Here is a 25,032-nt window from a genome sequence, read left to right as displayed (position 1 = left end):
AGTGGGATGGGGGGCAGGGGAATGAGGCGGCGTTGGGTCAGGGTGCTCGCGATCGTGGCCGTCGGCCTGGCTGTGCTGTTTACGGTGGCGGACCGGGTCGCGGTGCACTTCGCGGAGGGGGAGGCGGCTCAGCTCGCGCAGCAGAAGTACGGATACGGCTCGGGCTCGACGGATGGTTACACCCATGTGTCGATCCACGGTTTCCCGTTCCTCAGCCAGGCGGCTGGCCGCGAGCTCGACCATGTCACGATCAGCGCGGGGAACTTCTCGCTTAACACGACGTCGAACGCGCAGGGCGACTACCTCGACGTGCGGAAGCTCGCCCTCGACCTGCACGACGTGAGGGTCACCTCGCTGTCCTCCCGCACGGCGCAGGCGAACCTGGTTACCGGCGACGTGTCCTTCTCCTATGAGGCGCTTTCCGGTGTGATCACGCGGCTGATGGGCAAGGGCGGGGCGCTCACCGTCGGTCCAGCGGCCGGGTCACACGGGCAGGAGGCGCGTATCCGGGTCAGCGGCACCTGGGAGGGCCGTGAGGTCGACACCGGCGGGAGTCTGCTGGCGCAGGGCGACGAGATCAGCGTCGCGGTGCCGGGCATCGGCGGACGCTCCTACGTGTGGCGGGTGTCCCTGCCGCGGAACGCCGGCTTCACCGCTGCCCGTTCCGCGCCGTCGGGGGTGAACTTCGGGATCACCGGCCACCAGGTCGTGCTCGGTTCTTCGATGTACACGAGGTGACGGGCCGCGCACCGATGACGTGGCGCGACCCGCAGCCGGGTATCCGAGGACGCGGAGCCCCCTCCGGATACCCGACTTAGCTTGTCCTACCTTCCAAGCGTGGGTCTGAGTCGGTGATTCGTAAGATCGACGGACCCGGGGGTTCTGGGTATGGCTGTGAGCTTGTCGCCGTTGGATGGCTCAAAGAACTTGGCCGCCCGGAGCCCCGCGACGACTCGACCGCTAATGGGGATACGCGACTTGATCGCTTCGTAGGACAACGTCGGCGAGGTCGTCTGCGGGACTGCTATTGGACGACGAGCTGGCGGAGGTGACCGTGTCCCAGATCTGGGCCGGTGTGGACCTCGGCAAGGAACACCACCACTGCGTGGTGCTGGATGCCGAGGGCGCGCGTCTACCTTTACGTCGAGTTCTCAACGATGAGACGGCTCTGACGGAGCTGATTTCAGACGTGCTGGCGCTCTCTGGCGAGACGCTGTGGGCGGCACGAGCACGACGCGAGGTGCCATTGAAACCAACGCGCACCAGGTGGCCTTGCTCTTCTCGGACCTTCGGGTGAGCGAGGTCCCGGTCGGATACGCACCATTCGTCAGGACTCGTGTGAGTTTATGGCGGTGATCGACGGGATTCTGCACCGCGTGCGGACCGGCGTGCAGCGGCGTGACCTGCCCGAACGGTTCGGGTCGTGGAAGACTGTTTATGAACGGCACCGGCTGTGGTCAGCCGACGGGACGTGGGAGCGTCTGTTCCAGCAGGTCCAGGCCGCGGCCAACGTTGCAGGCGAGATCGACTGGGACGTTTCCGTCGACTCCACCATCGTGCGGGCGCATCCACGAGTGGGGCGCAGCGAAGGCCGCCGCCCCACAAACGGGCGACGGCCCCCTGTTCCTGTGGCCGAGATGACCAGGCGACCGAGGCGCTGGTTTCCCGGTCCCAGGCCGAGCGGCTGCTGGAGTCTGCCCTTGGAGGGCGAGATCGCCGACCATCTCGGCTATGACAAGCACAATCGCCCTGAACCGAGGAACGCGTACGAGACCTGGTGCACGCGAGACCTGGTCCTTGACTGGGCAGACGAGGCCTTGCAGGGGCCAACGACGGCCACCGTTCTGCGCTCTTCGCGTTCCTACGGCCGCTGGCCGAGCCCGTCGACGACCATGCGGTGCATGACCGCGCTCATACCGAGCAGATCACCCTTCTTCATCTGGCCGGCATCTCGCACCGCGACCTCGCGCTCCCCCAGGAATGTCTTGGTCTTCTTGTCGAAGATGAGCTGTTCCATGACTCCGGCGTCCTCGCGCCCGATCGCGATCCCGTGCCGCCCGGCCGCGTCCACCGCGTCGTGGACGACGACTCCCGGGATCTTCGCGGTGGCTCGGTAGAGCGCAGCAGCCACCTTGGGCGGCATGAGAGTTTCGTGCGAGAGGGTACCGACCAGGACGAAAGTGTTCTGGTCCTCGCTCTTGCCGCCGCTGCTCGCCTTGTGGAGCCAGTCGAGCATCTTGGCGGGGTCGGTCGGCAGGGTCTGGAGGTGACGGTAGTTCGTGTTGCTTGCGACGCCGGGGGTGTCACGCTCCAGCTTCGTCTCGCCCTTGCCGGGCAGGTACGGCAGCTTCTCGCGGACCAGCCCGCTGCGGCACCGTCCACAGATTTCCACACCGGTCGGCGGTGCACGGGGTCGAGCTTCGGCACGGTAGTGCCGTCGGCCGCTGTGGAGGCGTACGCCACCTTGCTGTCGACGTACACGTACTGGTTGTCGTGGATCGTTCCCGGCGCATCCGTCTTCTCGGCCGCGAGCGCGATGTCATCGAGGAGTTGCACGACCTGCGTCGGCTCTGCTCTCGTGCCTTCGGCGTCAGGGCCTGTCACCTGCACGCCTGTGAAGGTCGCCGCAGCAGCTGTGACAGCGACCGCGGGCACGGCTACGGCCGGGCGCAGCCACCGCGCACGGCCTGCTCGGGGGTTGGCGCCAGTTGCTGCGTCCATACGGATCTCACGCATCAGATGCTCCTTGAGAACGTGGTGGTGACCCGGCGGGAGGTCCCTCTCGGGGAGCTGAGGAACGTGGTTCATCGGTTTCCCTCCTGAATGGGCCTGGGCTTGACCGAAGTGGTGCGGTCATCTCTTTCCTGTCCGCGCGCGCCGTCCGGTTCCAGGGCAAGCGCGAGTTTCGTGCGGGCCCTCGACAGCCGGGACCTGACTGTCCCTACCGGCAGGCCGAGTGCCAGCGCGGCCGCCGCGTAGCCGAGGCCCGCCCAGACGCACAGGGCCAGCACCTCCCGCTCCGGCGTGCGCAGGGCATCGAGGGCCGTCCGCACGAGGGCGAGCTGCTTGGAGTCATCGATCCGTCCCGCGACCTCGTCCGAGAAGTCCCGCACGCTCTGCTGGCGCGGAAGCCGCGCCAGGGCCGCGGAGTGGCGGCGCGCGGCCCGCCGGGTGTTGCGGGTGACGTTGGTCGCGATTCCGAGCAGCCACGGCCGCAGCGATCCGCCCTCCTCCTCCACCGTCCCGCGTAGCCGCCATGCCTCCAGGAAGGTCAGCGAGACGATGTCCTCGGGGAGCCCCCAGTCACCCGTCAGCCGGTATGCGTGGTTGTAGACGGAGCGGGAGCACGCGTCGAACATTTCTCCGAATGCCTCGTGGTCGCCGGCTCTTATGCGCGGCCTCAGTTGTATGTCCACGCCCCTTGACTGTCCGTACGCCGAGGGCCGGTTCCCGTGATCTGCGTCACGGGAGTCAGGTAAGCGTCTCAATCCCACCACGTGCCTCTGGTGCAGAACGGCGGGAAGGTGAGGGCGGTGGCAGGCCAAGGCCAGGTGGACACCGGAAAGGGCCTGTAGCTGCAGCAGGCTCATCGCACGGCGGGGCGGTGAGGCGGAGCGCGCGCAGGACGGTCACCCGGCTTGCGGGCAGGGCGGTCATCCAGGCCGTGGCAGCTTCCCAGGCGGGCTGACGGCCGCCGGGAAAGCGGGCCCGGGAGCATGGGCGGCTTGCCCAGGGCTGCGAGAACGTCGTGGGCGAGGCCTGTACCGCTGGTAGTGCCCGGGCCAGGGTGCTGGGTGATCGGGCCGGACGGCGGATGGTGGGCAGCCAGGGCGGTGTGCGTGTGGAGCGCTTCGTCATGGCGATCGATGACCACAGCGATGCGTGACAGCGACGGGGTGGCGCATCGGTTCGCGGCGCAGCACGGTGTGGCGGCCCTCGCCACCGACGAAATTGACGGCGAGTTGAGTGAAAGGTTCGTCCCAGAAATAGCGAAGTAGAAGTATTCGAGTGATCTTTCGACTGGACTGACGCGCCGCGGATATCTGCATGACGAGTCTTGCCCGGGCCCATCTCGGGGCCGTGACGAATCCAGCTGCCGCTGGAGGGCGATGCAGTGAGCTGTTTCCAACCTGACGGCGGTGTCCGTCACTTGGGCGGCTCTGCAACGCGATGAAGCTCCTGGTAGGAGGCGTCCACGACCAAGATCCACCGTGCCCCACCAAGAGCTTCGCGTGCTTGTCCACCCGTCGTCGATTGATCTGTCCAGCCGCACCCTGCGCTATCTGAGTGCTCGGTTGCATGCCCGGCGGCGAGAGAACGGAACGTGCTGGCGGCGTCTGTCCGCAGGCCGACAGGCCCTGCCCGCCTTGGCTCACCTGCGGTGCGGCGATACCTATGCCCAGCTCGCCGCCGGGTTCCGCATCGGCGTCGCGACGGTCTACCACTACATACGCGAGGTCATCGAAGTCCTGGCCGCCCTCGCCCCGACCCTGACCGAGGCGATGAAGACCATTCGGATGAAGGAGTTTGTGATCCTGGACGGCACCCTCCTGGCGATCGACCGGATCGTCGCCGACACCCCGTACCACTCCGGGAAACACAAGCGCCACGGCATGAACGTCCAGGTTCTCACCGACCCGTTCGGACGGCTGCTGTGGGCGTCCCCCGCCCTGCCCGGGTCAGGCCACGACCTGAGCGCCGCACGGACCCACGGGATCATCGACGCGCTCGCCGCAGCCGAGCTGAAGTGCTGGGCGGACAAGGCGTACCAGGGGGCCGGCCACCCCGTCCGAGTCCCGTTCCGAGGCCGCCGCCTCAAGCGATGGAAGCGCCGGCACAACAGCACCCACGCCAAGATCCGCCGCCTCGGCGAACAGGCCATGGCCACCCTCAAGGGGCTGGCGCCTTCTGCGGAAGCTCCGCTGCAGCACCAACCGCGTCACCGCGATCGTCCAGGCCGTTCTTGTCCTTCACCGCGTGTCAGCGTGAGGTTGGAAAGGGCTCAGTTGTCCCGCGTGAGCCGGTCGTGCTGGTTGTCCGGACGGGTCAGCTTCCACAGCTGTTCGGGCGTAGCCCTCTGGAAGATCCCGAGTGCTTGCAGGAGCTCCCGACGTCGAGGTCCGGTCGAAGTCCTCCGGTGCTTGGGCTTCCTGGCACCGTCACCGCGCCGCTCGACCCGATGACGCGACGCGGTGCTCAGCGCCTTCAGCTACCTGCGGGCCGTAGAGTCCGACGACATCGAAGCAGCCGCCGAGTTCGCCGACTCCGATCTGCGGATGCCTGAACTGCTCGCGGATGCCGTGGAGCGCATCGCCGTTGCGGTCACTCCTGTGCAGCATCGACCCGGATCCGTGCGACGCCTCCTTCGCCCTGGAGGCCGTCGGTTTTGGCCAGGCCCTCACCGGTTCGAACCCGGTGCGCCCGACCGTCGCGTAGAGGGCTTATCGAGCAGTAGCCGAAGCCAGTGGTTCACCCGAAGCGCAAACAGCACTGTTCCCGCCCCGCGGTGTGGTGCTGGTAGGCGCGAAGGCCCGGGGCGCCAGAGGGCGCGGGCAGTCAGGCGCGGCGGTGCAGGTGTCTGGTGAGCAGCGCCCCACCGGGAGATCGTGGCCTATGGGTCCTGGCGTGGGCGCCGGGCCCTCTCGGTCGTCGATTGCAGCCAGCCGGGGCCCGGAGTCGTGTCGAAGTCCTCCGTGAAGCGGTAGATGCCGCGCACGCCGGTGTACGCGGCTATCAGGGCCAAGATCCACGCCACCGCGTCGGGTCCCGGTCCGCGCTCGGCCATGACGAGAGTGAGTAGCGTCGCCGCGGCCATGGCCAGCGCGGGAAGGTGCGCGGCGGCGCGGTACTGGGAGGTGCGGGGGGCCCGGCGAACGCGGCGGGATGTGGTGGGTTGCGCGTACTCCGGCGCGTACGCCGACTCTGCGGCGTAGCGATCAGTCACGCCCCAGATTACGTATCCATCGTCCGTGATCAGGGCTGCGCCCATCGCCTCCGTCGGTTCGCCCCAGGATCCGCCAGCCGCGGCCCAGCAAAGCCAGCCGTATCGGCCCTCAAGGGCGATGCCTGGTTCGAGGTCGAGCCAGCGGAAGGCTGTGTTCTTCTCGTCCGCGGTCCGCAGCGCGAAGGTCTGGTCGTCGGCCGTGAGCGACAGCCGACGCGCCGGCCAGGTCACATTGCCCTCGCAGTCCCACTGGGCCTTGCCCACCCGGACCCGGCGGGCGGCAACCGTACCGGCGGCGGCATCCCTACGCAGCTCGGCCGGGCCCGCGTGAGGGCCGCCACCGGCGAAAAGGCTGACCACCCACAGGCGCAGCAGATACAGAGACACGAACCCGGCGACCACTGTGATCAGGTTCATGGCAGGTGCCAGCGGTCCGGCGTGGGCGCCTATCGTGCGGGCCACAACGAGCGGGAGCACGGACAGCATGAACCCGGGTATGAGCATCGCCCGCATCCTGCGTCGGCGTGGCAGCCGGGCGGGTATGGCCGCGCGGCCGGGATCGGCCGACAATGGGGGAAGGACCAGCGGAGAGGCCAGAAGCGCACCGACCCACCAGAGGGTGGTGAGGAATGCGGTCAGGACCGCGTACCGAACCACCAGGTCGCTCCCGACGCCGGATTCGGGCGTCGGGAAGAGCAGGCAGAGGGTGGTAAGTGCCCCCGCCGCCAGCGCCGCCGTTCCTGTCACCCGGCACCACCAGGTCGCACGCCGCGGCAGTGCCGTACGGTCGTCGTTCATGGTTCCCCCCCAAGGCAGCCCAGCGGGGGCACGGCATGGTTCCTTCCTCCGGCGAACTGCCACTCGCCTATGTTCGATCTCGCGACAGAGTACGCCTGAATGCGGTGGCGAATCGGCGGTAGAGATGAGGGCGCAGATGATGCTGGTGAAGGCCAGGGATTGGTCGCCTTGCGTTCGTAGCGGCGGTGGAGTCGTCGATAGCCGGCGAGCCAAGACGTGGTCCGTTCGATGGTCCAGCGGTGGCGCCCGAGTCGCGGTATCGCGGGCAGATCGCCGGCCTCGTCCACGACGACCACGACGTCGTCGAGTTCCTGCGCAGGGGCGGTCTGGGGCGAATGGCGCGGCGGCCACGCCCACCGGTACGAGGCGGCACCGCCTCCGCCTTCGCGCCGGTGGTGCACCGGGTCGCCGGTCGGGCCCCGGTGACATACACCGGAAGATATCCGGGGAGATGCTGCCCGAGAGCGGCATCTACGGATGTGGGTGAAACGCATGAGCACTCCACCGATCACAGTCCACGGCCGAGGACTGCTCTGCACGGGCAACCTCCCGGCCAACGCATGCACACCCGGGCTGCGGCATCGCCCCGGCGTACGCGCCCGTCCCGGGATGCCGTGGCGAGGCACGCAAACGCTCCGCACCCGGATCTGTGATCGCCCGGGTGCGGTTCGGCGTTGTCCGATCCGCTGGCGAAACCAGCCCCGGCCCCAACCCGGGGTCGTCCTCCCGCTCTGGCGGTCCGGCGGCCTCAATGCAGGCGGCTCCGGCGAAGGCATCCCGGCGGGCGACGTCATCAACGCGGCACTGAATGCACACCGAAGCGTCCCCGGCCGTCCAGGTCCCGCCGCGCACCGTGGCCTTGTCTCCGAACTCGTCACTGAACTTGCACCCCACGGCGTGCAGAACCGGCGCTCCACCTCGCGCTGCGCGGCCCGGCGCTGCTTGTCTTCCGCCTCGGTGCGCCTCCCGGGCACGGCAAAAGTGTGCCCGTCGGAGTGAGCACGTCCGTGGGCGCCTACGTTCCCGGCCCGTCTCAGCCGCCGCACCGGAGGCAGTGCCCTGGCCTTCGGCTAACAGGGAGGCATGTCGTTCTGATTTGGGGCAGACCTTTCGTCTCCGAACGACGTTGCTGCGTCCATCCGTGGGAGAGCCGGGGTCTTCGCCCAGCTTGTCCGCAGGAGGACCACCGACGCTGCGGTCAGGGCGATGAAGGCAAACGTGACGGTAGCCATCGCGGCGTATGCCTCACGCAGCCCATGCCCCGCTACGGAGAAGAAGATCGTGCCGAACAAGGCCACCCCGACGGAGCTTGCCGATTGCTGCACAGTGTTGAGGGCACCCGACGCTGCGCCTGCTTCCTGCGGGCCTACGTGGGACAGGGCCGCGCCCATCAGCGCTGGCAACAGAAGGCCGTTGCCGAGTCCGACGAGGATGAGAGAGGGAATCAGGTCCACGGCCTCCGTGTGGTTCCCCGTCAGGACCAGCTGCGCGGCGAGGAGCCCCAGCCCCAGAGTGATCAGCATCCCTCCGACTTCCGGAACCACTGCGCCGTGCCGGGCCGTCAGCCGCCCACTGAGCAGCGAGCCGATGCTGTAGAGCACCGCTTGGGGGAGGAAGGTGAGGGCCGCTGCGAGGGGACTTGCGTCAAGGCCTGCCTGCAGAAGGAGCGCCAATGTGAACATATATGCGCCGAAGTACAGCTGGAAAAGGCCGACGGCGCTGACAAGCGTCGTGTACGGGCGGTTACGGAAAAGGGACGGGTCCAGCACTGGCTCGCCGCCCCGCGCCCGAAGCGTCCTCTGCCAGCGCAGGGTCAGCCAGACGGCAGGTACGGACGCAGCCAGGCAAGCCCACGCCCACCCGGGCCACCCCTCGTCCCGGCCCAGGGACAGAGGTGCGAGGATCAGGGCAAGCGTCAGGGTGACCGCGGTGGCGCCGACCGGGTCGAACCGGTGACGTGCGCCCACCAGTTTCGGCAAGAGGCTGCCTGCGAGCGTGCAGGCAGCGGCGCCTACAGGAACGTTCACCAGGAACACCATGCGCCAGCCAAGGCCCAGGATGTTCGCCTCCAGCATGACGCCGCCGACCAGTTGTCCGGCGATCGCGCCCATTCCGCTGACTGCGCCGTGCCAGGCTGTTGCCCGGCCCCGATGGGCCGCGGGAAAACGCGCCGTGACTAGGGACAGCACCTGGGGCACCATCGCGGCGGCCGCGAGGCCCTGCGCGAGGCGGCCCATGACAAGCAGGGCCGGAGACTGCGCGAGGCCGCACAGCAGTGAGGCGAATGTGAAGGACGCCATGCCGGTCACGAAGATTCGCCGATAGCCGTACCGGTCACCGAGCCGGCCGCCGGTCACCAGTCCTGCCGCGTACGTGAACGCATAGCCGGACACGACGAGCCCCAACTCGGCATCGCTCGCACTCAGGTCCGCGCGCAGTGTCTCGGTGGCGACATTGACGATGAAGAGGTCAAAGCTCGCCATGAAGGTGGCGGTCAGTGCTACAGCAAGCATGCGCCACTCACGAGGAGCGGGACGACCTGCAGGCCAAGGCGTCTCGGACGGAGCGTCTAAGTTCGTCACATAACATCGATATCATCGATACTCTATATCCATCAACTAGGATGGCCGGCATGAAGCTGTCGCAAGGTGTCGAGTGGGCAGTGCACTGCTGCCTCCTGCTCGCACACGCAGAGGACGGTGCCGCCGTGCCGCGTACGATGCTGGCCGGGTACTACGGCCTACCGGACGCCTACCTGGCCAAGCACCTCAAATCCCTTGTGCGCAGCGGCGTCCTGGCTGCCTCCTCCGGGCCACGCGGAGGATTCCGCCTCGCACGAACCCCCGACAGCATTACCGTGCTCGACATCGTGGAGGCCATCGAGGGCTCGGCACCCCCATTCGTCTGTACAGAAATCCGGCAGCGCGGCGCCTGCGCCCTGCCCGTCGAACGGTGCGAGACGCCGTGTGGTGTGGCACAGGTCATGTATGACGCCGACCGCGCCTGGCGCGACTCCCTGCGAGGCGTCACCGTCGCCGACCTCAGCAGCAGGCTCCCCGTCATCCTGCGCGAGCGCGCCCGCGCCTGGCTCAAAGACCCTTCCGGTCCACTGCCCGCTTTCGTGTAGGAGGCCCCAACAGAAGCGTTTTCACGTGCCGGTGCCTGATGGCTGGCGCTGAGGCCGTAGGTGTCCAGAGGTGACGGCGCCAAGGAGCTGATCGCGATGGCCGACGGCTACCGAGAGTCCGCCGAGTCCTGGGCCGACCTGCTCCGAGACGTCGCTAGGTCAAGCGACGAGGGCCTCGGGACGCTCAATGAGCTGGCCGCGTTCGAAGCGGGCTCCGGCGCGGACTAGGGCGCGTATCGAGTCGTGATCAATGTGACCGCTTGAGTCCGCCCCAAGGTGTCCACCAGTGTGGGAGAGGGGCACGTCACGTCATGGGCCTGGCCGGAACGTAGAGCATCGCCGGTGCTTCTCGGGGTGCCATCGTTGAGCCGAATAGGAGCCCGCGGTGGCGCGCCCTCATCTCGGCTGTGGAGAAAGTGCGTTGACGTTCCTCGGACGGTGGTCAATCATCGCTGCTTATGCTTCAAAGTGAGATTTGGGATGCCCAGGCCGCTCAGAGCTACGACACCCCTGGGACCGGCATGTTCGCATTGGAGGTGCTGGGGCCGACGGTGGACCGCCTGGCGGAGCTCACCGGGGGCGGGCGGGCGCTGGAGTTCGCCATCGGGACGGGGCGGGTGGCACTGCCGCTCGCGGAGCGCGGAGTCTCGGTCAGTGGCATCGAGCTGTCGAAGCCGATGGTCGATCAGCTCCGTACCCAAGCGGACGAGGCGGCCATTCCGGTCGTCGTCGGCGACATGGTCGCTGCGCGAGTCCCGGGCGAGTTCCAGCTCGTCTACCTCGTCTACAACGGCATCTCGGTCCTGCTCACGCAGGCTGAGCAGGTTGCCTGCTTCCGAAACGCCGCACGCCACCTCGCGCCGGGTGGGCGGTTCGTCATCGAGCTGTGGGTCCCCGAGCTTCGCAAGTTGGCGCCAGGTCAGCAGGGCGTGGTTTTTGGGTCGGCACCGGGCTATATCGGGCTCGACACCTACGATGTTCTGCGCCAGCAGGTCGTCTCGTACCACTTCGGTTTCGACGCCGACGGTGGCCGCGAGGCCAGCCTGTTTCGCAGCCCACACCGATACATTTGGCCGGCTGAACTCGACCTGATGGCCGAGCTGGCCGGAATGACGCTGGAGTCCAGGCACGCAGACTGGACGGGAGAGGAATTCACCGCAGAGTCGCGCTCCCACGTCTCCGTCTACAGGACGGCTGGCCCGCTCTGACCGGGCAAGTCTTCGACGCCAGCGGCTGGTGACTGTCAGGTCACCCGCGTGTATCGAGCTGCACTCACTGGGTGGTACGGGTGAGGTCTTTGATCCAGATCATCGAAGCACGCAGGTGCAGGCCGGCGAGGTAGCTGCCGGGTGCCTTGTCAAACCGGGTGGCGATGCCCCGCCAGGCTTTGAGCTTGTTAATCATGCGCTCGACGGTGTTCCTCTCTTTGTAGAGGTCGGCATCGTGACCGACGGGTCGACCGCCTCTGGAGCCCTTCTTCTCCCGGTTGGCGGCTTGGTCCCTCTTCTCCGGGATGACTGCCTTGATGCCGCGTTGCCGCAGGTGGGCGCGGTTGCCGCGCGATGAGTATGCCTTGTCGCCGGCGACCGCGTCCGGCCGCGTGAGGGGGCGTCCGAGGGGCCCTCGGACCCTAATCTTCCCCAGCACAGGGATGAACTGCGGACTGTCCGCGGCCTGCCCCGCGGTCAGGACGAACGCCAGCGGGCGACACCTGCGGTCGGCAGCGAGGTGGACCTTACTGGTCTGCCCACCCCTGGAGCGTCCCAGGGCGGCCTTCAGCCGGAGCTTGCGCCGCCGGCGGATCCGCCGTCGCTCCTTCCGCTTGGGATCGCTCTCGACTGCCTGCCCGTTTTGTTCTTCGAGGCCGCCCCCTTTGACCTGGCCTTCTCCTCCTGGGTGGCAACCTCCTCCAGTGCGGTGAGGACGTCCTCGTCCAGGTGTATCCCGGCAGCGTCGTGGTGAGCCCGCGCAGTGGTGGAGTCGATGCTGACCAGCGACAGGTCCACCTCGCCCCGCTTCGCTGCTTCGGCGATCAGCCCCTCCAACAGGGCCTCGAACACTCCCGCGTCCCGCCACTGGCGGAAGCGGTTGTACTCACCGATGGGCAGGTACGGCCCGATGAACTCCCACTCCGCATCAGTCAGTTGCACTCGCGTCACGCAAGACGATCTACCGGATCACGCCGTGGAGTGAGGGCGAATCCCGCAGATCATGACTCGATACGCGCCCTAGGGTGCGTATCGAGTCGCGATCAATCGGCGAGACCCGCCCGCGTTGCGGAGCCTGATGAGGTAGATCGTGTTGGGTGACGCGTGCGCAACTGACGAATGATGAGTGGGAGTTCATCGGGTCGCATCTGCCGGTCGGTGAGTACGGTCCGTATCCCGAGCGGCTGCGGCAGCAGTTCGAGGGTGTGATCTGGCGGTTCAAGACCGGCGGGCAGTGGCGGGAGATGCCGCAGGAGTTCGGTGCCTGGTCGGCCGTTTCCAACCGCTTCCGTCAGTGGCGTAACGCTGGCGTGTTCGAGGCCCTGCTGGAGAGTCTGATTACGGAGGCTGCGAAGCGGGGTGAGGTGGACCTGTCGCTGGTCAGCATCGACTCCACCACCGCGCGTGCCCACCATGATGCCGCCGGGATGCACCTTGGCGAGGACATGCTTGCCGCCATGGAGTAGGCAGCCGCCGAAGAGGAGAAGGCCAGATCAAAAGGGGCGGTCTCGAAGAACAAAGCGGACACGACGTCGAAGCAGATCCTGACCGCGAGGAGCGACGGCGCGTCCAGCGGCGCCGAAAGCTCCGACTGAAAGCGGCTCTCCTTGGGCGTTCACGGGGCGGGCAGACCAGCAAGGTTCACCTCGCCGCTGACCGCAAGTGTCGTCCACTGGCGTTCATCCTGACTGCCGGACAGGCAGCCGACAGCCCGCAGTTCATCCCTGTCCTTAGAAGTGATCTCATTAGGTAGCTGCTGTGACTGGAGCGGCGGCCTCTCACATGCCGCGGTCTGGGCCGTACCAAGGGACGGTGCGTTCGTCAGCGGACATCGGAAGGCGCTCCAACTTCACGGGGCCCGGGTAAAGGGCTGCACTGTTGGGCCCGCTCATGTCCTCGCCGATGAGATAGCGGTAGAGCCATTCGGCGAAGCTCATGCGGTGCTCTGCCCAGGTTTCGTCATAGCTCACCAGGTACCTCGGAGCCTCAGGGGCAGCGATCAGGAAGATGGTTTCGCCTCGGTCGGTGCTCGCGATCGGCCACAGCCCGTTGCGGGTGCCAAAGCTCAGCTCGTCGAGTCCGAAGAGCTGGCGGGGGTCCTCGTCCGGGTCGAGATGGAGGTCGTCCCACGGCACCTCGGACCACGCCTTGATCGTGCTGCGAATGTTTTGGCCCAGGTTCCACTGTTCGGTCGCGGGGTGGGAGAGGTACAGGTGCCCGTTGATCTGGATGGGGGCGAACGCGTCCACGAGGGCCCTGTAGTCGAGCGGAAGTTCTATGCCGAGCTCTGCGTGGAGTCGGTCCCAGGCAGCTGGGTCCGCGTAGCGGTTTTGGGCCGGGCCGAGCATCTCCAACACGGCGGCCAGGTAGTCAGTCATGAGTTCCTCGACGGTATGTCCGCGGTGCGGTCCAGCGCGTTGGGGCCGCACCCTCTAGAGCCGTACTCTACGGATCACGTCGAGGTGATGACCTTCGCAAGTCTGCGGTAGCAGATCAGAGCGGCAGCGATGCCGGCGAAGGCGAGGAAGTGTCCTGCCTTGCGTTCGTAGCGACGGTGCAGGCGGCGGCACCCGGCAAGCCAGGCGACCGTCCGCTCCACAGTCCAGCGGTAGCGGCCCAAGCGCTGGGAGGACTCGATACCCTTGCGCGCGATGCGCGGGGTGATGTTCCGTGAGCGCAGCCACCGGCGCAGGTGATCGTAGTCGTACCCCTTGTCGCCGTGGAGCTTGGCGGGCCGTCGCCGACGCGGTCCACGGTGTGAGCGGACGGGCGGGATGCCGCGTACGAGGGGTTCGAGACCCTGACTGTCGTGGGTATTCGCGGCGGAGATCCCGATCGAGAGGGGCAGACCGGTTCGCTCGGTGATCAAGTGGATCTTTGACCCCTTCTTGCCGCGATCTACGGGATTCGGACCCGTCAGATCCCCCCTTTTGTTGCGCGCATGTTCACCGAGTCGATTGCGCACCTGGACCAGTCCAGCTCCCCGCGTGCGCCGAGTTCGTCCAGGAGCAGGCGGTGGAGCTTGCCCCATACTCGGGCCCGGCTCCACTCGGTGAAGCGGCGGTGCGCGGTCGCCCCGGACGGGCCGAAGCCTGGCGGTAGCTGTCGCCAGGTACAGCCGGTTGTGGCTACGAACAGGATCGCGGCCAGTACTTCGCGATCGCCGTAGCGCCGACGACCGCCGCCCTGCGGACGAACCGGCGCAGCCGGGACCACCCGCTGGAACAGCTCCCACAGCCCGTCCGGCACCAGACGTTCCACCATCGCCATCACGGCCGTCAGCTTAGTGATCAAGCCAGTTGAGACGATCTCTTAGGAAGGTCCGGATCCGCGGACTCGTTGGCCGGCCCCGCACTCTCTCCGATGCTGTTGCGGGCGACAAGGCGTATGCGTCCCGCGGCAACCGAGCCTACCTGCGCAGACGCGGCATCAAGGCCGCCATCCCGGAGAAGGCTGACCAGGCCGCCAACCGCAAGAGAAAGGGGTCCAGGGGTGGCCGGCCCATCAACCTCGACGACGACCTTTACAAAGAACGGAACACCGTCGAGCGGCTGATCAATAAGCTGAAAGCCTGGCGCGGCATCGCCATCCGGTACGACAAGACCCCCCCGAGAGTTACCTCGCCGGACTACACCTCCGTGCCTCGGTAATCTGGATCAAAGACCTCACCAGGGGAGCCCGGTAATCATGACCCGTTCGGCACCCTAGCGCCGTCGCCCGCGTCCGCCCTGGACCCTGCTGGGTCGTCTGCCCGCGGCCTTCCCCTTGCGTGCGCCGGGAGCCTGCACCGGGCGCCCCTGCCAGTCGATGCTGTCGTCCTCCGACAGGGTCGCCGCGTGCGAGAGCGCATGCCGGATCAACAGCGACAGCTGGGCCTGGGACTCCGCCGAGTGAAGCTCACTCTGCCAGGGGCAGACCGAATACCAACCTTGGCCGGGATCCGTCAGCGGCGGGCATGCTTCCGCGAGCTCCAGGGCCTCGGTCGGTGCTTCGGGAAGGCGCACCAGCAGGATGCCCACGCCCCACGCAACGACCGCGGCGATGCCCTTGGCTGCGAGCACCGGCACCCCGAACGTCGCTAGGACAGGCCACTGGGGAGCAAGGCCCTCAAGTCTCTCGACCAGATCAGGGTGGGTATGCAGTTCCCACCCTTCGTGGGCATAGGCACCACGCTCTTCCGGAACCCCCTGCAGCCGCAGCAGGTCAAGCAGGGCACTGTTTTGAGGCAGCTCCGGCAGCGTCATGCCGCGACACGCTACACGCCACTCAGCAGCGGAGACGGTAGTGGTGCTCCTGTCCAGCGGGTCTACCGGACCCGCCCGATTCGGTGGCCTTGGTATGGCCTGGTGATGTTGGGGCCGCACACGCCGCCCCGCCAACAAGCCGAGTCCCACCGATTGATCGCGACTCGATACGCGCCCTAGTGTCCTGGGCTCTCGGCCACCTCTGTATCAGCCCACCGGTGGAGCGATGAGTGCGGGCGGAGCGGGAGTCCGTGTGTTCGCGTTGGGGCGCCATGCGGTGGCGAAGGGGAAGTCGTTGTTCACCCAGAGCACGCCAGCCAGTTCGGGGGGCATGGTCCAGCGCGGCGGGTTGGACGGATCTATTTCGACGGGGGCGTTGATGAACGGGTCGCCGTAGTTGAACTGGAAGCGCAGCGTGGGGGAGCCCTTGAGCAGGTCGTCAAGCTGCTCAACGTGAAGGCCAGTGAACTTGTGCGCGCCCGCAGCCACGATCAGTGGAAGTCCGGCTTCCTGGGCGAGCGCACGATACTTGCGGACCTTCTCCTCGATTCCGGCAGTGACCGATCGGGCGGAGACGACGCCGGCCACGTTGCTCGGGGGAATGAGGATGGTGCTCATCCCGGGCGCCTGCATGGTCTGGCCGGTGTTCCGGTCCGCCTGGAGCAGGAAGGTGTAACCCTGGCTCCGGAAGACAGTCAGGTGCAGGGGTGAGAGCAGGGCGTTGCGTAGGTCCAGCGCGATCCTTTTCGAGGTACGGGCATCGGGCGCAGCGAGGGGCCGTGAGGGGTCACCGGCCACAGTCAGGACGACGGGGACCGGCACCTGCTTCAGACGCTCGACCAGGGCGTGCCACGCCTTCATCTTGGCGAACGTGCCCTTCGGGGGGCTGTGGGTAAGCACCTCCACCAGCGCCACCGGTGCGCCGCCTCCATCCACGACGGTCCAGTCCGGTGTCAGATTTCCCCATCGTCGCTCGTACTCCACGCCGAAGCCTTGCTGCCGCAGTGCCGCCCCAGCGGCCAGCTCGATGACGTAGGGCCAGAAGTTCTGGTCTCGCCACAGGTTCGCGGCGAAGACTCCTGCGGCGGCGCCCGGCAGGAGATCGAGCTGTTCGTCCAGCCAGGCCCGCCAGGGCTCGTACTCGTCCAGCACCGCCAGGTCGTACGAGAGCATCCGACTTTCCGGCGGACGCCTGCCGTAGCGGCTGCGCTGTTCGGCGACGAATTGAGGGCCGAAGCGCCGAACGGCTTGTTCCGTGTCCATGGGCCCTGATTCTCCGTCTTGCCGTTGCCGCGCGCACCCAGTTTGCAGATTCGAGGCGGACCCCCGGCCAGCAGCCGAGCCGGGGACGGTAACGGCCTGAGAACCGCATGGTGCCGGCCTGCGGGGCGCAGCAGAGCGCCCCCGCACCGTGGAGGACTCCGTGCCCCGACCGACCCCCGGCGCCGATCCGGGGCGACTGCGACTGCACCTTGTGCCGATCAGGCAGAAGGACGCCAAGGCGTTCGTCAGTGAGTGGCACCGACACCACAAGCCTCCGGCCGGAGCAGTGTTCTGCGTGGGCGCTGCCGACGAAGCTGGCGTGCTGCGCGCGGTTGCCATGGTCGGCCGCCCGGTGGCACGGATGCTCGACAACGGCCAGACCCTCGAAGTCACCCGCACGGCCACGGACGGCACGGTCAACGCGAACTCGCACCTGTACGGCGCAGCATGGCGCGCAGCGAAGGCCCTCGGCTACACGCGTCTCGTCACGTACACACAGGACGGGGAGAGCGGGGCCAGCTTGCGCGGCGCCGGGTGGCGGATCATCGCGCAGCGCGCGTCACGACAGGGCTGGAACTGCCGCAGCCGCCCCCGCGAGTCCCACGGCACGGACCGGATCGGCCGGATGCTGCGGGAAGCCCCATAGGCCGTTGCCGCGCTCTTCTACGTGAGCCGGATGGACCTGTGGCGCCCTGGTTCGTGGCTCAGGTACCCGCCTTCCTCCAGCCTGCCCAGGTGGTACTTCACTGTCGAGGGGGAGCGCAGCCCGACGCCGGCGGCGATCTCCCGGACCGTCGGGGCCTCGCCCGTGTCGGCGATGGCGCCCCGGATGAACGCGAGGATGCGCCGCTGAACCTCGGCCTTGGGGAACAGCGATACAGCGGTTAACGCTAAGCCGGTGATCATGGGATCGAGGCAGGTCGTGGGCAGGACTACCGCAGCTCGGCGTTCGGGTGGGGCTGGGCCTGGAGGCGGTCGCGCAGCTCGACCTCCTCGGGGGTGAGCGGGTCCTCGGGCCGGCGGATCCGGACGGGCTTGGGCCGCAGCGGCAGGTTGTCGTCCACTGCGGCGGCCTGCTCGGCTTCGGCGAACGCCCGGTAGAGGGAGGCAACCGAGGGGGACTTGCCCGCGTTCTTGCCGTCCTTGATGGTGAGCTTCTTCGCGATCTCGGGGACGGGGACGCCCTTGTCCTTCAGCGCGATGGCGAAGGTGAGCATGTCGTCGTCGATGACCTTCGGGCGTCCGCCGTGGTTGCCCTTGGCCGCCGCGGCGACCTGGCCTTCGAGGGTCTTTTCCCGGATGTAGTTGCGCTCGATCTGCCCGGCGACGGCGAGGACGGCGAAGAACATGGCGCCCATGCCGTTGGGGTCGTAGATCCCGGTGAGCGGGCCGGTGAGGAGTTCGAGCTGGATGCCGCCGGCCTGGAGCTCGGCGGACAGCGTCATCAGCTCGGCGGCTTTGCGCGCGAGGCGCTTGAGCTCGTGGACGGTAAGGATGACGGGCGTCTCGGGCGCGGCCTCCTTGAACTGGTGGGCCAGCGTGAGCGCCTTCTCTAGTTCGGGCCGCACCTTGACCCGGGTGCTGATCTGCTCCTGGAAGACCTTGTGGCACTCCGCGCGGTGCAGGGCTTCGAGCTGGTTCGCCAGCTCCTGCCGGGCGGTCGATGTCCTCGCGTACCCGATGCGGACCGGGCGCTCGGTGCAGGGCGCGGGTACGACGGCGAGCGCCGGGCCCTGCTTCCACGCGCGGCCGGGGTGGCGGTCGGCGGGGACGAGGACTTCGAGTTCCTCACGGAGCGCGGGTACGAGTACGAAGCGGGGGGTGTGGTACTTCGCGGCGGTCTTCCCGCCGCGGGTGCGGCAGGCGGAGCCGGCGGGAGCGTCACAGTTCGAGCATTTGTGCCGTTCTACCGCCAATGCGGCCCGATCGGGCGTGAGATCCATCCGGAAAGGCTCTCAGAAGTGCCTCGCACAACGTGCGGGTTTCGAGAGGACTTTTGCGAACGGCGACCTGCGGAAACGTGATCGCTCCGGGAGCTCTCGCAGAACTCTCACAGAGGAACATTTGTGAGAGTGGTCCCAAGTTCGCACCCTTCGTTGTCGCTGTGCTCACTCGTTCTTCGTGTCTGCACTGGCTTTCCAAGCGGCAGTTACACATCCCTCCTCCCAGTGCCACCAACCCTTCGCCTCGCCGTGTTCGAGCAGCTTGCGAATCCGCTGAATGTCCGCTCCCGGAGGGACGTCGAGCGCGACCATCCGGAACTGCTCGATGCCCTCGCCGGTGGTACCGAGCCGGTGGAAGGTCTCCAGCACGGTCTCCCGGGCCGCCTCAGAGCCACCGTCCTTCAGCACGATCAACCGGACGGTGCAGTTCTCGGAGGGGTGAACGGTCTCCCCGGCCCAGCGCAAGCCGTCATCGTCAACGTCCACGCCGATGACATCGCCGCTCGCGATGCCGCGGACGAACCATGGGGTGTTGTCGAGACGCACTGTTCCGTCGCCGAGGTCCACTGCCCAGAGGCTCTCAACGCTTGCGGGCGGCCAGCCGTCCTCGTCAATCTCCACCCGGAAGTGGACCTTCACATGGGCGTCGCTGATGTTCGTCACCACGCCATCATCTACAGTCCGGCTCCTGGGGAGAGGCCGAGGTCCCGTCTACTCTTCGTCGTCCTCATCCAGCCCGAGCCCGGCCGCGACCGGGTCGCGCAGCGGGCGCAGGGCGCCGGCGGCCGGGGTGGAGGCGTTGAAGCTGTAGCGGCCGAGCACGTTGAGGTTCGCGTGCTTGAGCGGGGAAAGGCGGGCGATGTCCTCGTCCCGCAGCTCGTGGCCCTCGGCGCGGAGCTGGGTGACGGCGGCGTCGATGTACTTCGTGGTCCAGAGGACGATGGCGTTGAGGACCAGGCCGAGCGCGCCGAGCTGGTCTTATCCGAACTAGCCCAGCTCGACGCTGAGCTCGTCCGCGAAGTGCGTTTGCCACTGAAAGTAGTCGTGAAGTAGCTGGGTGAACGACCGTCCCGGGCGTGTCACGCTCCGGGGCGGCCGTTGCGCGGGCCTACCGGGAGAACGCGTAGGTCCGGACAGGGGCGAGGTGCAGTTCGTAGGGCCCGAAGCAGTCCGCCGCGAGCGTCGCGACCGCGGCGCCGCAAGGGCAGGCTCGGTTGAGTCCTTCGTTGCCGGTGGGCCCGCAGCAGCCGGTGCTGTTCTCCCAGTTGGGGAGCGGTTGAAGGTCGGGGGCGTCCTCCGGGTGCATCAGCACCGTGCCCGGGATGCCCGCCGAGATGACGAAGCCCTCCTCGCGGCAGACCAGTGGCCCTCGGGACTGGGCCGGCTTCGGGTCCTCCTGGTCGTCCTGCACGACGTAGGGAGTCCCCCAGGGCTCGGGATCGATCACGTGGCGGCCCCGCGGAACGGTGGAGGGTGCCCGGCGTGTCTCCTTGTCCCGGTCGCGTTCGTCGCCGGAGACGTTGGGAACGGCGGCCAGTTCGGTCAGCTCCGGCGTGATCGCGGTGCCGCACTTGGAACAGAGGAAGACGGTCATCTCCTCGTTGTAGTCCTTAGACCTGCTGCTTCGCACCTTCGTTTGGCCGCTCGGAGTCGACGCGCGCGACGACGCTGCGGAAGTCGGGCATGCTGAGGTGGACGGTGGTGTGCCGGGTGGCGAGGTCGCGCATGGCGGCGAGCTTGTGCTCGGCGGCGGCGAGGCTGGCCTCGATCGCGGCGACTTCGCCGAGCCAGCCCTGTTCCTTGGCCTCGCGGAGCCGGTCGCCCAGGTTGGCGTGGATCACCTGCAGCCGGGGCATCTGCGCGGGGTCGGGCCGAAGGACGGGGCAGCGGATGCAGGCGTGCTCGTGGACGCACGGGATGCCGAAGTCGCGTGCGCACACGCCCAGGGCGACCTTTCGCAGCTCGAAGTGGTCCAGGAAGTCGCGCCACTCCTGGGCGGTGGGTTCGCGGTACTCCTCGCTGGGCCGCAGCGAGCGGCGGCGGGCGATGAAGGCCCGGTGGTGGGTGATGACGTCCTCCGGGTAGATCGCGGCGTACCCGAGCGTGGTGTCGACGGTCTGGTGGCCGCAGATGCGGGCGGCGATGTGCGGCGGCAGGCCGGAGCGCAGGGCGTCGGTGACGAAGATTCTGCGGAAGTCGTGCGGGGTGTAGTGCAGAGGCTGGTGCCGAGGGCGCGGCCGGCGTAGGTGAGCAGGGCGGTGAGGCATTGGTCGGCCGGGCCATCCCTCTCGCCGGCCTTGTACGCACCCGCCTGCTACATCCGTGACAACCTGATCGCCCGGATCGCTGAGGCGGAGCGGGAAGGATGGCTGGGCGAAGTCGAGGGCCTCCAGGTCAGCCTCACCGGCGCGCAAGGCAAGCTGGACCAGCTTCGATGCCGAAGCAGCCCGCCGACCCTCCACAGTCGATCTCGACATGCCGACCTTCGCCGACGTCGCCATCCGCAACACCACTGCGTCGACGGACCAGCACCGTCCCTGAGATCCATGGTCGCCACGAAGCTGAACTGCCTACGCTCCAACCCATGCGAACTGTCTTCGTGTTTCCCGCAGGTGAGCGAGCTGCGACCGTCGCCTCGCTCAATCGGCATCTGCCCGAGCAGCGCAATCCGTGGACTCTGGACGGCAACCTCTACATCGACATCGACGATGAGCAGACCGGCTACCTCTTCTCCGATTGGGATCCCGAGGATGTGGCGATCCTTGACGCGGCCGTCGGACATCACCCCACTTGGGCGGTGCAGATCGACATCTCCGGGCGGATCGACGGCACCGCAGAGGTTCACCGAATGATCGCGCTGCTGCTTGAGCATGGAGGCGTGGCAACGGACGACTACACCCCCCACCCTTGGACCCTGCCGGAAATCCTGTCTGGAGCGATGATCGACGGCCTGCGGTTCTTCGACTTCCGCGGCTACCACGAGCTCAACCGCGAGCATGGGCGCTCCTGACTCTGTCGGCTGCTCCCTCCTGCGCCCCGACCCCGCCCAGCGCGGCCGCCTGGTGGAGATCCGCGATCCGGTTCGATTGCCAGCACCGTGGCGACAGGGGTCTGCTCGTGGTCGTCCCCCACGTCGACGGAGCGCCCCTCACCGAGCTGATCGATGAGTTCGAGATCGCGGCCGGGATGCAGCCGGCTCGTGATGCCTACGGCGGTCTGATCCCAGAGTTCTTCCGGTTGGGCCCGATGCAGAACCACTTCCTTGGACTGTCCACCAGTGCGATGGGGCCAAAGACTCCCGTCCTCGGTTGTGAATGCGGCGAGTGGGGGTGCTGGCCGGGGGTGCTGGCCGCTCATGGCGCGCATCACCGCAACAGTGGATCTCGTAACCTGGAACGCTTTTGAGCAATCGCACCGCAAGACGCGCGACTACATGGCATTCGGTCCGTTCCAGTTCGACCGTCACCAATACGATGGCGCCTTGCGGGCCCTGAGCGCGGTGATCGACTCCGACGCCGGCGACACGAGCGCATGACACTGACCGCAGCCCGTCTTGCCGCAGATCGAGTCCAGGGGCAGATAACAGCGGCGGGAAATCGTTCACCATCCGCTGGCTACGGGCAGGTTGTGCCACCAGTGACCGCATCCACCGGAACAGATGCGCTCGCGGCGCCGTTCGTCCGCGACCCCGAGCACCGCGACCAGGAGCCGGAACGCTTTGCGGCGTTCGTCGGCAGGGGCGAGGCCGGCGATCTTCCCCAGTTGCTGATCGATCGGGCCGCAGGCGATCAGCACCGCAGGCGTGTGTGTCGGGCGCAGCCCGGCACGTCGGATGCTCTCCGGCCCGTCTTCGGTGATGGCGCGCGCCTGCACGCAGTGGTGGCGTAGAAACAGGAGTATCTCGGCCTGCTCCTCCGGGCTGTGGGTGTCGAACCACTCGATGCCCTGTGCCATCGGGTGCAGTCCTTGGGCGAGTTCGTTGAGGATGATGTCTCGCTCGGTCATGATCAGCTCCCGCAGGCCAGTGAGGCGGCGAAGCCCTCAGCGGTCTCGTCAACGAAAGCGCACAGTTGCTGCACGGCCTGCCGACAGTCATGCGGGTCGAGAGCCGCCACGGCCCGGACTTCGAGCCATCGGTCCCAGGGACCGGCCGGGGCAAGGAACCGTGTCGTGTACTCGGAGCCGAGAATCTCATCGAGGTACAGAAGCGTCCCAAGGACGACTGCCTGGTCGTAGTCGAGGTCGGGACGCGACAAGTAGTGATCAAGGTATGTGCTGAACAGTTCGGCGTCCGCTGCAGTACCGAACTTCGCAAGGGCGACGCAGTATGCCGCGCCCGCATACGGCCCCTCGCTGGCCAGCAGGAGCCGGCCTATGAGCTCGCGGAACTCGGACCTGTGGGCCGCAGCAACCAGCCAGGCGGCAGTCTTGCGCTCGCGCCATCCACCCTCGAAGAGGACGCCGAGCTCCGCCGGAGTGATTTCGTACGCAGCCTGAGCCAGATCCCGCACAAACGCGGAGCGATCAACCGGGCTCAACCGGAAAACGCTCCCGCCCAACCGAAGGTATCGCCGATCAGGCGTGACGATCCGCCGAACCACATCCTGCAACTCGGGATCGCTCTGGACATCACGCATAGCCGCATCCTGGCCCGGCACGGTACTCATGTGCCACAGGTTTGCCGACTTCCTCAACGGACCATAGTTACTGGTTCAGAGAAGCTTGTGTCCGATGCCCTGCCCTGATCGTCCACGTGACAGAACGTCCCCGGCTTGTCGAAATCCGCGACAACCTCCTCACGCGCATCTTGGAAGCCGAAAGGGAAGGCTGGGCTCGGCGAGATCGAAGGGCTGCAGAGCAGCCTGACCCACGCCGAGGAGAAGCTAGCCCAACTCGACGCCCAGATCTCTCGGAAGCAGCAGTCTGTCGACCTGGGAATTCCTACCTTCCGAGAGATTGCTGCTCGCGCTACCACGGTCTCCACACCGCCGGATCCTTCGCAAACGGCATGCCGCCCCCAAGATCATTTACCCGCGCACGGCCAGCGATTCCCCACTTACGGTCCCCACCGGCGGCCAGTCACGTTCCCCGGGCTGGCAGCGGCGGTCACGCGGAGTTACGCGCACACAGTTAGCTGCTCCCAGCCAGGTCTGATCGCCGTTCCCCGCGCGGCGTTGCGACGGCAGACTGTGCGGGTGAACTCTGATCTCTATCCCGACCTGGCTGCGGCCGACAGCCTGGCGGCCGCGCTGGAACGGCTGGCCGCCGAACTCAGCATCGATCTCACAGTGGTAACCCAGGACGGGAGTCCCGTTTCGGCGGGTATCGCCTCGTCGGTCCCGGGGCGCCGGCCGCTGTCCGTCTACATCGGGGCAGATGACCGCTGGTTCGGCATTTCCGGCTGGGGCCAGGGGATTGAGCTCATCACGGGAGCCGCCTCTGACCTGGCCGATGTCGTCAGGGCTGGTGCGGCATGGATCGGGGCACGAGTTTGCGGGAAGTGCGGGCCGACCTGCCGTTTCTGCTTGTCAGCGAGCGCGCCGAGGCTCTCGAACGCGGTCCGGCCTCGGTCGTTGAGCTGCAATGGCGCACGATGCGGGAAGAGGCTGCCGAGGCCCCGGATTTCCCTGCCTTCGGCGAACTGGTGCAAGCGGCACATGCCGATCCGAAGCTTCGACAGCTCTACGTGTTCTCCAGTCACTGGACGCTCGGCTTCAGCTCCTGCACTGGGTTCCCGTTTCGCGTCGAGGTGGCCATCGCTCCGTCGCGCAACGGCGGCCCGTACCTCGTGATGGAGCATCCCCACTCCATCGTGATCGGCGAGACGGCCACGGCCGAAGAGGCGGTCGCTGCGGCGATGTCCTGCCTCCCCACAGGGCTGGGTCCAACTGTTGCGGGAACCGCCGATAGGGATGAGTGACGCATCAGGACAGGAAGAGACAGGCCGAATCTTGTTACGGGCAGTCAGTAACCTCGCGGCCAAATAGCTGCCCGTCAGGTGGCCGCGAGTGGGGAGATCCAAGTGACCACCCATCAGTAGTTCGGAGAAGGCAGCACCCGAGCTTCTTCGATACTGGCACAGAGCACTTGTTCCGCGGCTGCCGTACTCCTGGGCAAGGAGTTCAGGTGGCTGTCCCTACGCGGCCCTACAGGCCGCGGGAAATCACTGGCCGGGGCCGGTCCCGTGCGGAATGCTTCAGGCGTGATCGAGCGAGAAGCCGCCGTTCGGGCCGTTGAGGAACAACTGGAACGCGACTATCAGAGGTGGCGGGCTGCGGGTGCGGACGCACTGCGCATGGCTGTGGTGGACGTCGAGGAGCACGAACTGGTGTGGATCGTCTCCTGGACGTCCGAGGAGTTCGTGCGTACTCGGAATCCGGAGTTCATGCTCGCAGGGAACGGGCCGTACCTAAGACTTGTCCCGTAAATGATGGTGGAGGCAGGCACGACAAGGTCCAGTGGCAAGATGACGGCTTCGACGCTCCTGAGAGGTCATCTTCGTGCC

At 67.2% G+C, this 25,032-nt stretch carries 26 protein-coding genes and 7 pseudogenes; 14 read left to right on the top strand and 19 right to left on the bottom strand.

Annotation, left to right across the window (positions count from 1 at the left end; genetic code table 11):
• The first annotated feature begins 21 nt into the window (after window positions 1–21).
• The 3 genes and pseudogenes from ACGFZA_RS12930 to ACGFZA_RS12920 all read left to right on the top strand — a co-directional run.
• Window positions 22–738, top strand: a complete 717-nt coding sequence (locus tag ACGFZA_RS12930; RefSeq protein ID WP_393678932.1) for a DUF2993 domain-containing protein — start codon at window positions 22–24, stop codon at window positions 736–738.
• 289 nt (window positions 739–1,027) lie between these two features.
• Window positions 1,028–1,297 carry a transposase gene (locus tag ACGFZA_RS12925; protein WP_393678931.1) on the top strand — a complete coding sequence of 90 codons (270 nt, stop codon included), beginning with the start codon at window positions 1,028–1,030 and terminating at the stop codon, window positions 1,295–1,297.
• A 16-nt stretch (window positions 1,298–1,313) separates the two neighbouring features.
• Window positions 1,314–1,622: pseudogene (locus ACGFZA_RS12920) on the top strand (transposase); the annotation flags it as partial.
• A 239-nt stretch (window positions 1,623–1,861) separates the two neighbouring features.
• Here ACGFZA_RS12920 and ACGFZA_RS12915 read toward each other — a convergent pair.
• Entirely contained in the window at window positions 1,862–2,392 is a 531-nt protein-coding gene (locus ACGFZA_RS12915; RefSeq protein WP_393678930.1) for a CU044_5270 family protein, read from the bottom strand.
• A 412-nt stretch (window positions 2,393–2,804) separates the two neighbouring features.
• The gene (locus ACGFZA_RS12910) at window positions 2,805–3,416 is read right to left on the bottom strand and encodes an RNA polymerase sigma factor (RefSeq protein ID WP_393678929.1); all 612 of its coding nucleotides are present in this window, start codon (window positions 3,414–3,416) and stop codon (window positions 2,805–2,807) included.
• An 816-nt stretch (window positions 3,417–4,232) separates the two neighbouring features.
• Here ACGFZA_RS12910 and ACGFZA_RS12905 point away from each other — a divergent pair.
• A pseudogene (locus ACGFZA_RS12905) lies at window positions 4,233–4,989 on the top strand (transposase family protein).
• A gap of 170 nt (window positions 4,990–5,159) precedes the next feature.
• On the opposite strand, the gene ACGFZA_RS12900 reads toward ACGFZA_RS12905, so the two are convergent.
• From ACGFZA_RS12900 to ACGFZA_RS12885, 4 genes and pseudogenes are all read right to left on the bottom strand, one after another.
• Window positions 5,160–5,339, bottom strand: a complete 180-nt coding sequence (locus ACGFZA_RS12900) for a hypothetical protein (RefSeq protein ID WP_393678928.1) — start codon at window positions 5,337–5,339, stop codon at window positions 5,160–5,162.
• A 272-nt stretch (window positions 5,340–5,611) separates the two neighbouring features.
• Window positions 5,612–6,742, bottom strand: coding sequence for a hypothetical protein (locus tag ACGFZA_RS12895; RefSeq protein ID WP_393678927.1), 1,131 nt, complete (start codon window positions 6,740–6,742; stop codon window positions 5,612–5,614).
• A gap of 161 nt (window positions 6,743–6,903) precedes the next feature.
• A pseudogene (locus ACGFZA_RS12890) lies at window positions 6,904–6,996 on the bottom strand (IS5/IS1182 family transposase); the annotation flags it as partial.
• A gap of 816 nt (window positions 6,997–7,812) precedes the next feature.
• On the bottom strand, window positions 7,813–9,255 hold the full coding sequence (locus ACGFZA_RS12885) for an MFS transporter (protein ID WP_393678926.1): 1,443 nt from the start codon (window positions 9,253–9,255) through the stop codon (window positions 7,813–7,815).
• 119 nt (window positions 9,256–9,374) lie between these two features.
• On the opposite strand from ACGFZA_RS12885, the gene ACGFZA_RS12880 reads away from it, so the two are divergent.
• The 3 genes from ACGFZA_RS12880 to ACGFZA_RS12870 all read left to right on the top strand — a co-directional run bounded on the left by ACGFZA_RS12880 (window position 9,375) and on the right by ACGFZA_RS12870 (window position 11,077).
• Window positions 9,375–9,869 (top strand): RrF2 family transcriptional regulator, encoded by a 495-nt coding sequence (locus ACGFZA_RS12880; protein WP_393678925.1) that lies wholly within the window; start codon window positions 9,375–9,377, stop codon window positions 9,867–9,869.
• A 60-nt stretch (window positions 9,870–9,929) separates the two neighbouring features.
• Window positions 9,930–10,097, top strand: coding sequence for a hypothetical protein (locus ACGFZA_RS12875; protein WP_393679715.1), 168 nt, complete (start codon window positions 9,930–9,932; stop codon window positions 10,095–10,097).
• Between the two features lie 230 nt (window positions 10,098–10,327).
• Window positions 10,328–11,077 (top strand): class I SAM-dependent methyltransferase, encoded by a 750-nt coding sequence (locus ACGFZA_RS12870; RefSeq protein WP_393678924.1) that lies wholly within the window; start codon window positions 10,328–10,330, stop codon window positions 11,075–11,077.
• Between the two features lie 64 nt (window positions 11,078–11,141).
• Here the strand turns inward: ACGFZA_RS12870 and ACGFZA_RS12865 are convergent.
• A pseudogene (locus tag ACGFZA_RS12865) lies at window positions 11,142–12,028 on the bottom strand (IS5 family transposase).
• A 146-nt stretch (window positions 12,029–12,174) separates the two neighbouring features.
• On the opposite strand from ACGFZA_RS12865, the pseudogene ACGFZA_RS12860 reads away from it, so the two are divergent.
• A pseudogene (locus tag ACGFZA_RS12860) lies at window positions 12,175–12,827 on the top strand (transposase); the annotation flags it as partial.
• A 28-nt stretch (window positions 12,828–12,855) separates the two neighbouring features.
• Here the strand turns inward: ACGFZA_RS12860 and ACGFZA_RS12855 are convergent.
• Window positions 12,856–13,455: an SMI1/KNR4 family protein gene (locus tag ACGFZA_RS12855; RefSeq protein ID WP_393678923.1), complete on the bottom strand. Its 600-nt coding sequence runs from the start codon at window positions 13,453–13,455 to the stop codon at window positions 12,856–12,858.
• Between the two features lie 74 nt (window positions 13,456–13,529).
• Window positions 13,530–14,341, bottom strand: a protein-coding gene (locus tag ACGFZA_RS12850; RefSeq protein WP_393679673.1) for an IS5 family transposase whose coding sequence is annotated in 2 segments (ribosomal slippage) — window positions 13,530–13,999 and window positions 13,999–14,341 — 813 coding nt in all. Because the reading frame shifts where the segments join, the coding sequence is not laid out codon by codon here.
• A gap of 47 nt (window positions 14,342–14,388) precedes the next feature.
• Here ACGFZA_RS12850 and ACGFZA_RS12845 point away from each other — a divergent pair.
• A pseudogene (locus tag ACGFZA_RS12845) lies at window positions 14,389–14,762 on the top strand (transposase); the annotation flags it as partial.
• 19 nt (window positions 14,763–14,781) lie between these two features.
• Here the strand turns inward: ACGFZA_RS12845 and ACGFZA_RS12840 are convergent.
• Together ACGFZA_RS12840 and ACGFZA_RS12835 are read right to left on the bottom strand one after the other, a co-directional pair.
• The gene (locus ACGFZA_RS12840) at window positions 14,782–15,321 is read right to left on the bottom strand and encodes a hypothetical protein (RefSeq protein ID WP_393678922.1); all 540 of its coding nucleotides are present in this window, start codon (window positions 15,319–15,321) and stop codon (window positions 14,782–14,784) included.
• A 207-nt stretch (window positions 15,322–15,528) separates the two neighbouring features.
• Complete coding sequence (locus ACGFZA_RS12835; RefSeq protein WP_393678921.1) at window positions 15,529–16,584, bottom strand: hypothetical protein; 1,056 nt, start codon at window positions 16,582–16,584, stop codon at window positions 15,529–15,531.
• A gap of 160 nt (window positions 16,585–16,744) precedes the next feature.
• Between ACGFZA_RS12835 and ACGFZA_RS12830 the strand changes: the two genes are divergently transcribed.
• Window positions 16,745–17,230, top strand: a complete 486-nt coding sequence (locus tag ACGFZA_RS12830) for an XF1762 family protein (protein WP_393678920.1) — start codon at window positions 16,745–16,747, stop codon at window positions 17,228–17,230.
• 17 nt (window positions 17,231–17,247) lie between these two features.
• Here ACGFZA_RS12830 and ACGFZA_RS12825 read toward each other — a convergent pair whose 3' ends face one another.
• The 6 genes and pseudogenes from ACGFZA_RS12825 to ACGFZA_RS12800 form a co-directional block, all read right to left on the bottom strand.
• A complete protein-coding gene (locus ACGFZA_RS12825; protein WP_393678919.1) occupies window positions 17,248–17,490 on the bottom strand; it encodes a helix-turn-helix domain-containing protein in 243 nt (80 codons plus the stop codon).
• 26 nt (window positions 17,491–17,516) lie between these two features.
• The gene (locus ACGFZA_RS12820) at window positions 17,517–18,527 is read right to left on the bottom strand and encodes a recombinase family protein (RefSeq protein ID WP_393678918.1); all 1,011 of its coding nucleotides are present in this window, start codon (window positions 18,525–18,527) and stop codon (window positions 17,517–17,519) included.
• Between the two features lie 165 nt (window positions 18,528–18,692).
• Window positions 18,693–19,190, bottom strand: coding sequence for a DUF4265 domain-containing protein (locus ACGFZA_RS12815; RefSeq protein WP_393678917.1), 498 nt, complete (start codon window positions 19,188–19,190; stop codon window positions 18,693–18,695).
• A 48-nt stretch (window positions 19,191–19,238) separates the two neighbouring features.
• A pseudogene (locus tag ACGFZA_RS12810) lies at window positions 19,239–19,505 on the bottom strand (Tn3 family transposase); the annotation flags it as partial.
• Between the two features lie 130 nt (window positions 19,506–19,635).
• Window positions 19,636–20,121 carry a hypothetical protein gene (locus ACGFZA_RS12805; protein ID WP_393678916.1) on the bottom strand — a complete coding sequence of 162 codons (486 nt, stop codon included), beginning with the start codon at window positions 20,119–20,121 and terminating at the stop codon, window positions 19,636–19,638.
• A 16-nt stretch (window positions 20,122–20,137) separates the two neighbouring features.
• Window positions 20,138–20,794, bottom strand: coding sequence for a site-specific integrase (locus tag ACGFZA_RS12800; RefSeq protein WP_393678915.1), 657 nt, complete (start codon window positions 20,792–20,794; stop codon window positions 20,138–20,140).
• Window positions 20,795–21,111: 317 nt separating this feature from the next.
• Between ACGFZA_RS12800 and ACGFZA_RS12795 the strand changes: the two genes are divergently transcribed.
• Together ACGFZA_RS12795 and ACGFZA_RS12790 are read left to right on the top strand one after the other, a co-directional pair.
• Complete coding sequence (locus ACGFZA_RS12795) at window positions 21,112–21,537, top strand: hypothetical protein (protein WP_393678914.1); 426 nt, start codon at window positions 21,112–21,114, stop codon at window positions 21,535–21,537.
• 345 nt (window positions 21,538–21,882) lie between these two features.
• Complete coding sequence (locus ACGFZA_RS12790) at window positions 21,883–22,062, top strand: hypothetical protein (RefSeq protein WP_393678913.1); 180 nt, start codon at window positions 21,883–21,885, stop codon at window positions 22,060–22,062.
• Window positions 22,063–22,127: 65 nt separating this feature from the next.
• Here ACGFZA_RS12790 and ACGFZA_RS12785 read toward each other — a convergent pair whose 3' ends face one another.
• Together ACGFZA_RS12785 and ACGFZA_RS12780 are read right to left on the bottom strand one after the other, a co-directional pair.
• Window positions 22,128–22,532 (bottom strand): DUF5958 family protein, encoded by a 405-nt coding sequence (locus tag ACGFZA_RS12785; RefSeq protein ID WP_393678912.1) that lies wholly within the window; start codon window positions 22,530–22,532, stop codon window positions 22,128–22,130.
• Between the two features lie 2 nt (window positions 22,533–22,534).
• Window positions 22,535–23,164, bottom strand: coding sequence for a DUF6000 family protein (locus tag ACGFZA_RS12780; RefSeq protein ID WP_393678911.1), 630 nt, complete (start codon window positions 23,162–23,164; stop codon window positions 22,535–22,537).
• 863 nt (window positions 23,165–24,027) lie between these two features.
• Here ACGFZA_RS12780 and ACGFZA_RS12775 point away from each other — a divergent pair.
• On the top strand, window positions 24,028–24,447 hold the full coding sequence (locus ACGFZA_RS12775) for a DUF6193 family natural product biosynthesis protein (RefSeq protein WP_393678910.1): 420 nt from the start codon (window positions 24,028–24,030) through the stop codon (window positions 24,445–24,447).
• A 282-nt stretch (window positions 24,448–24,729) separates the two neighbouring features.
• The gene (locus tag ACGFZA_RS12770; RefSeq protein ID WP_393678909.1) at window positions 24,730–24,954 is read left to right on the top strand and encodes a YrhB domain-containing protein; all 225 of its coding nucleotides are present in this window, start codon (window positions 24,730–24,732) and stop codon (window positions 24,952–24,954) included.
• The last annotated feature ends 78 nt before the right edge of the window (window positions 24,955–25,032 follow it).

The sequence above is a fragment of the Streptomyces sp. NPDC048211 genome (assembly GCF_043202315.1).
GTDB lineage: Bacteria > Actinomycetota > Actinomycetes > Streptomycetales > Streptomycetaceae > Streptomyces.
The sequence above is the reverse complement of the archived record's forward strand: the minus strand, read 5'-3'. Positions and strand labels throughout refer to the sequence as shown.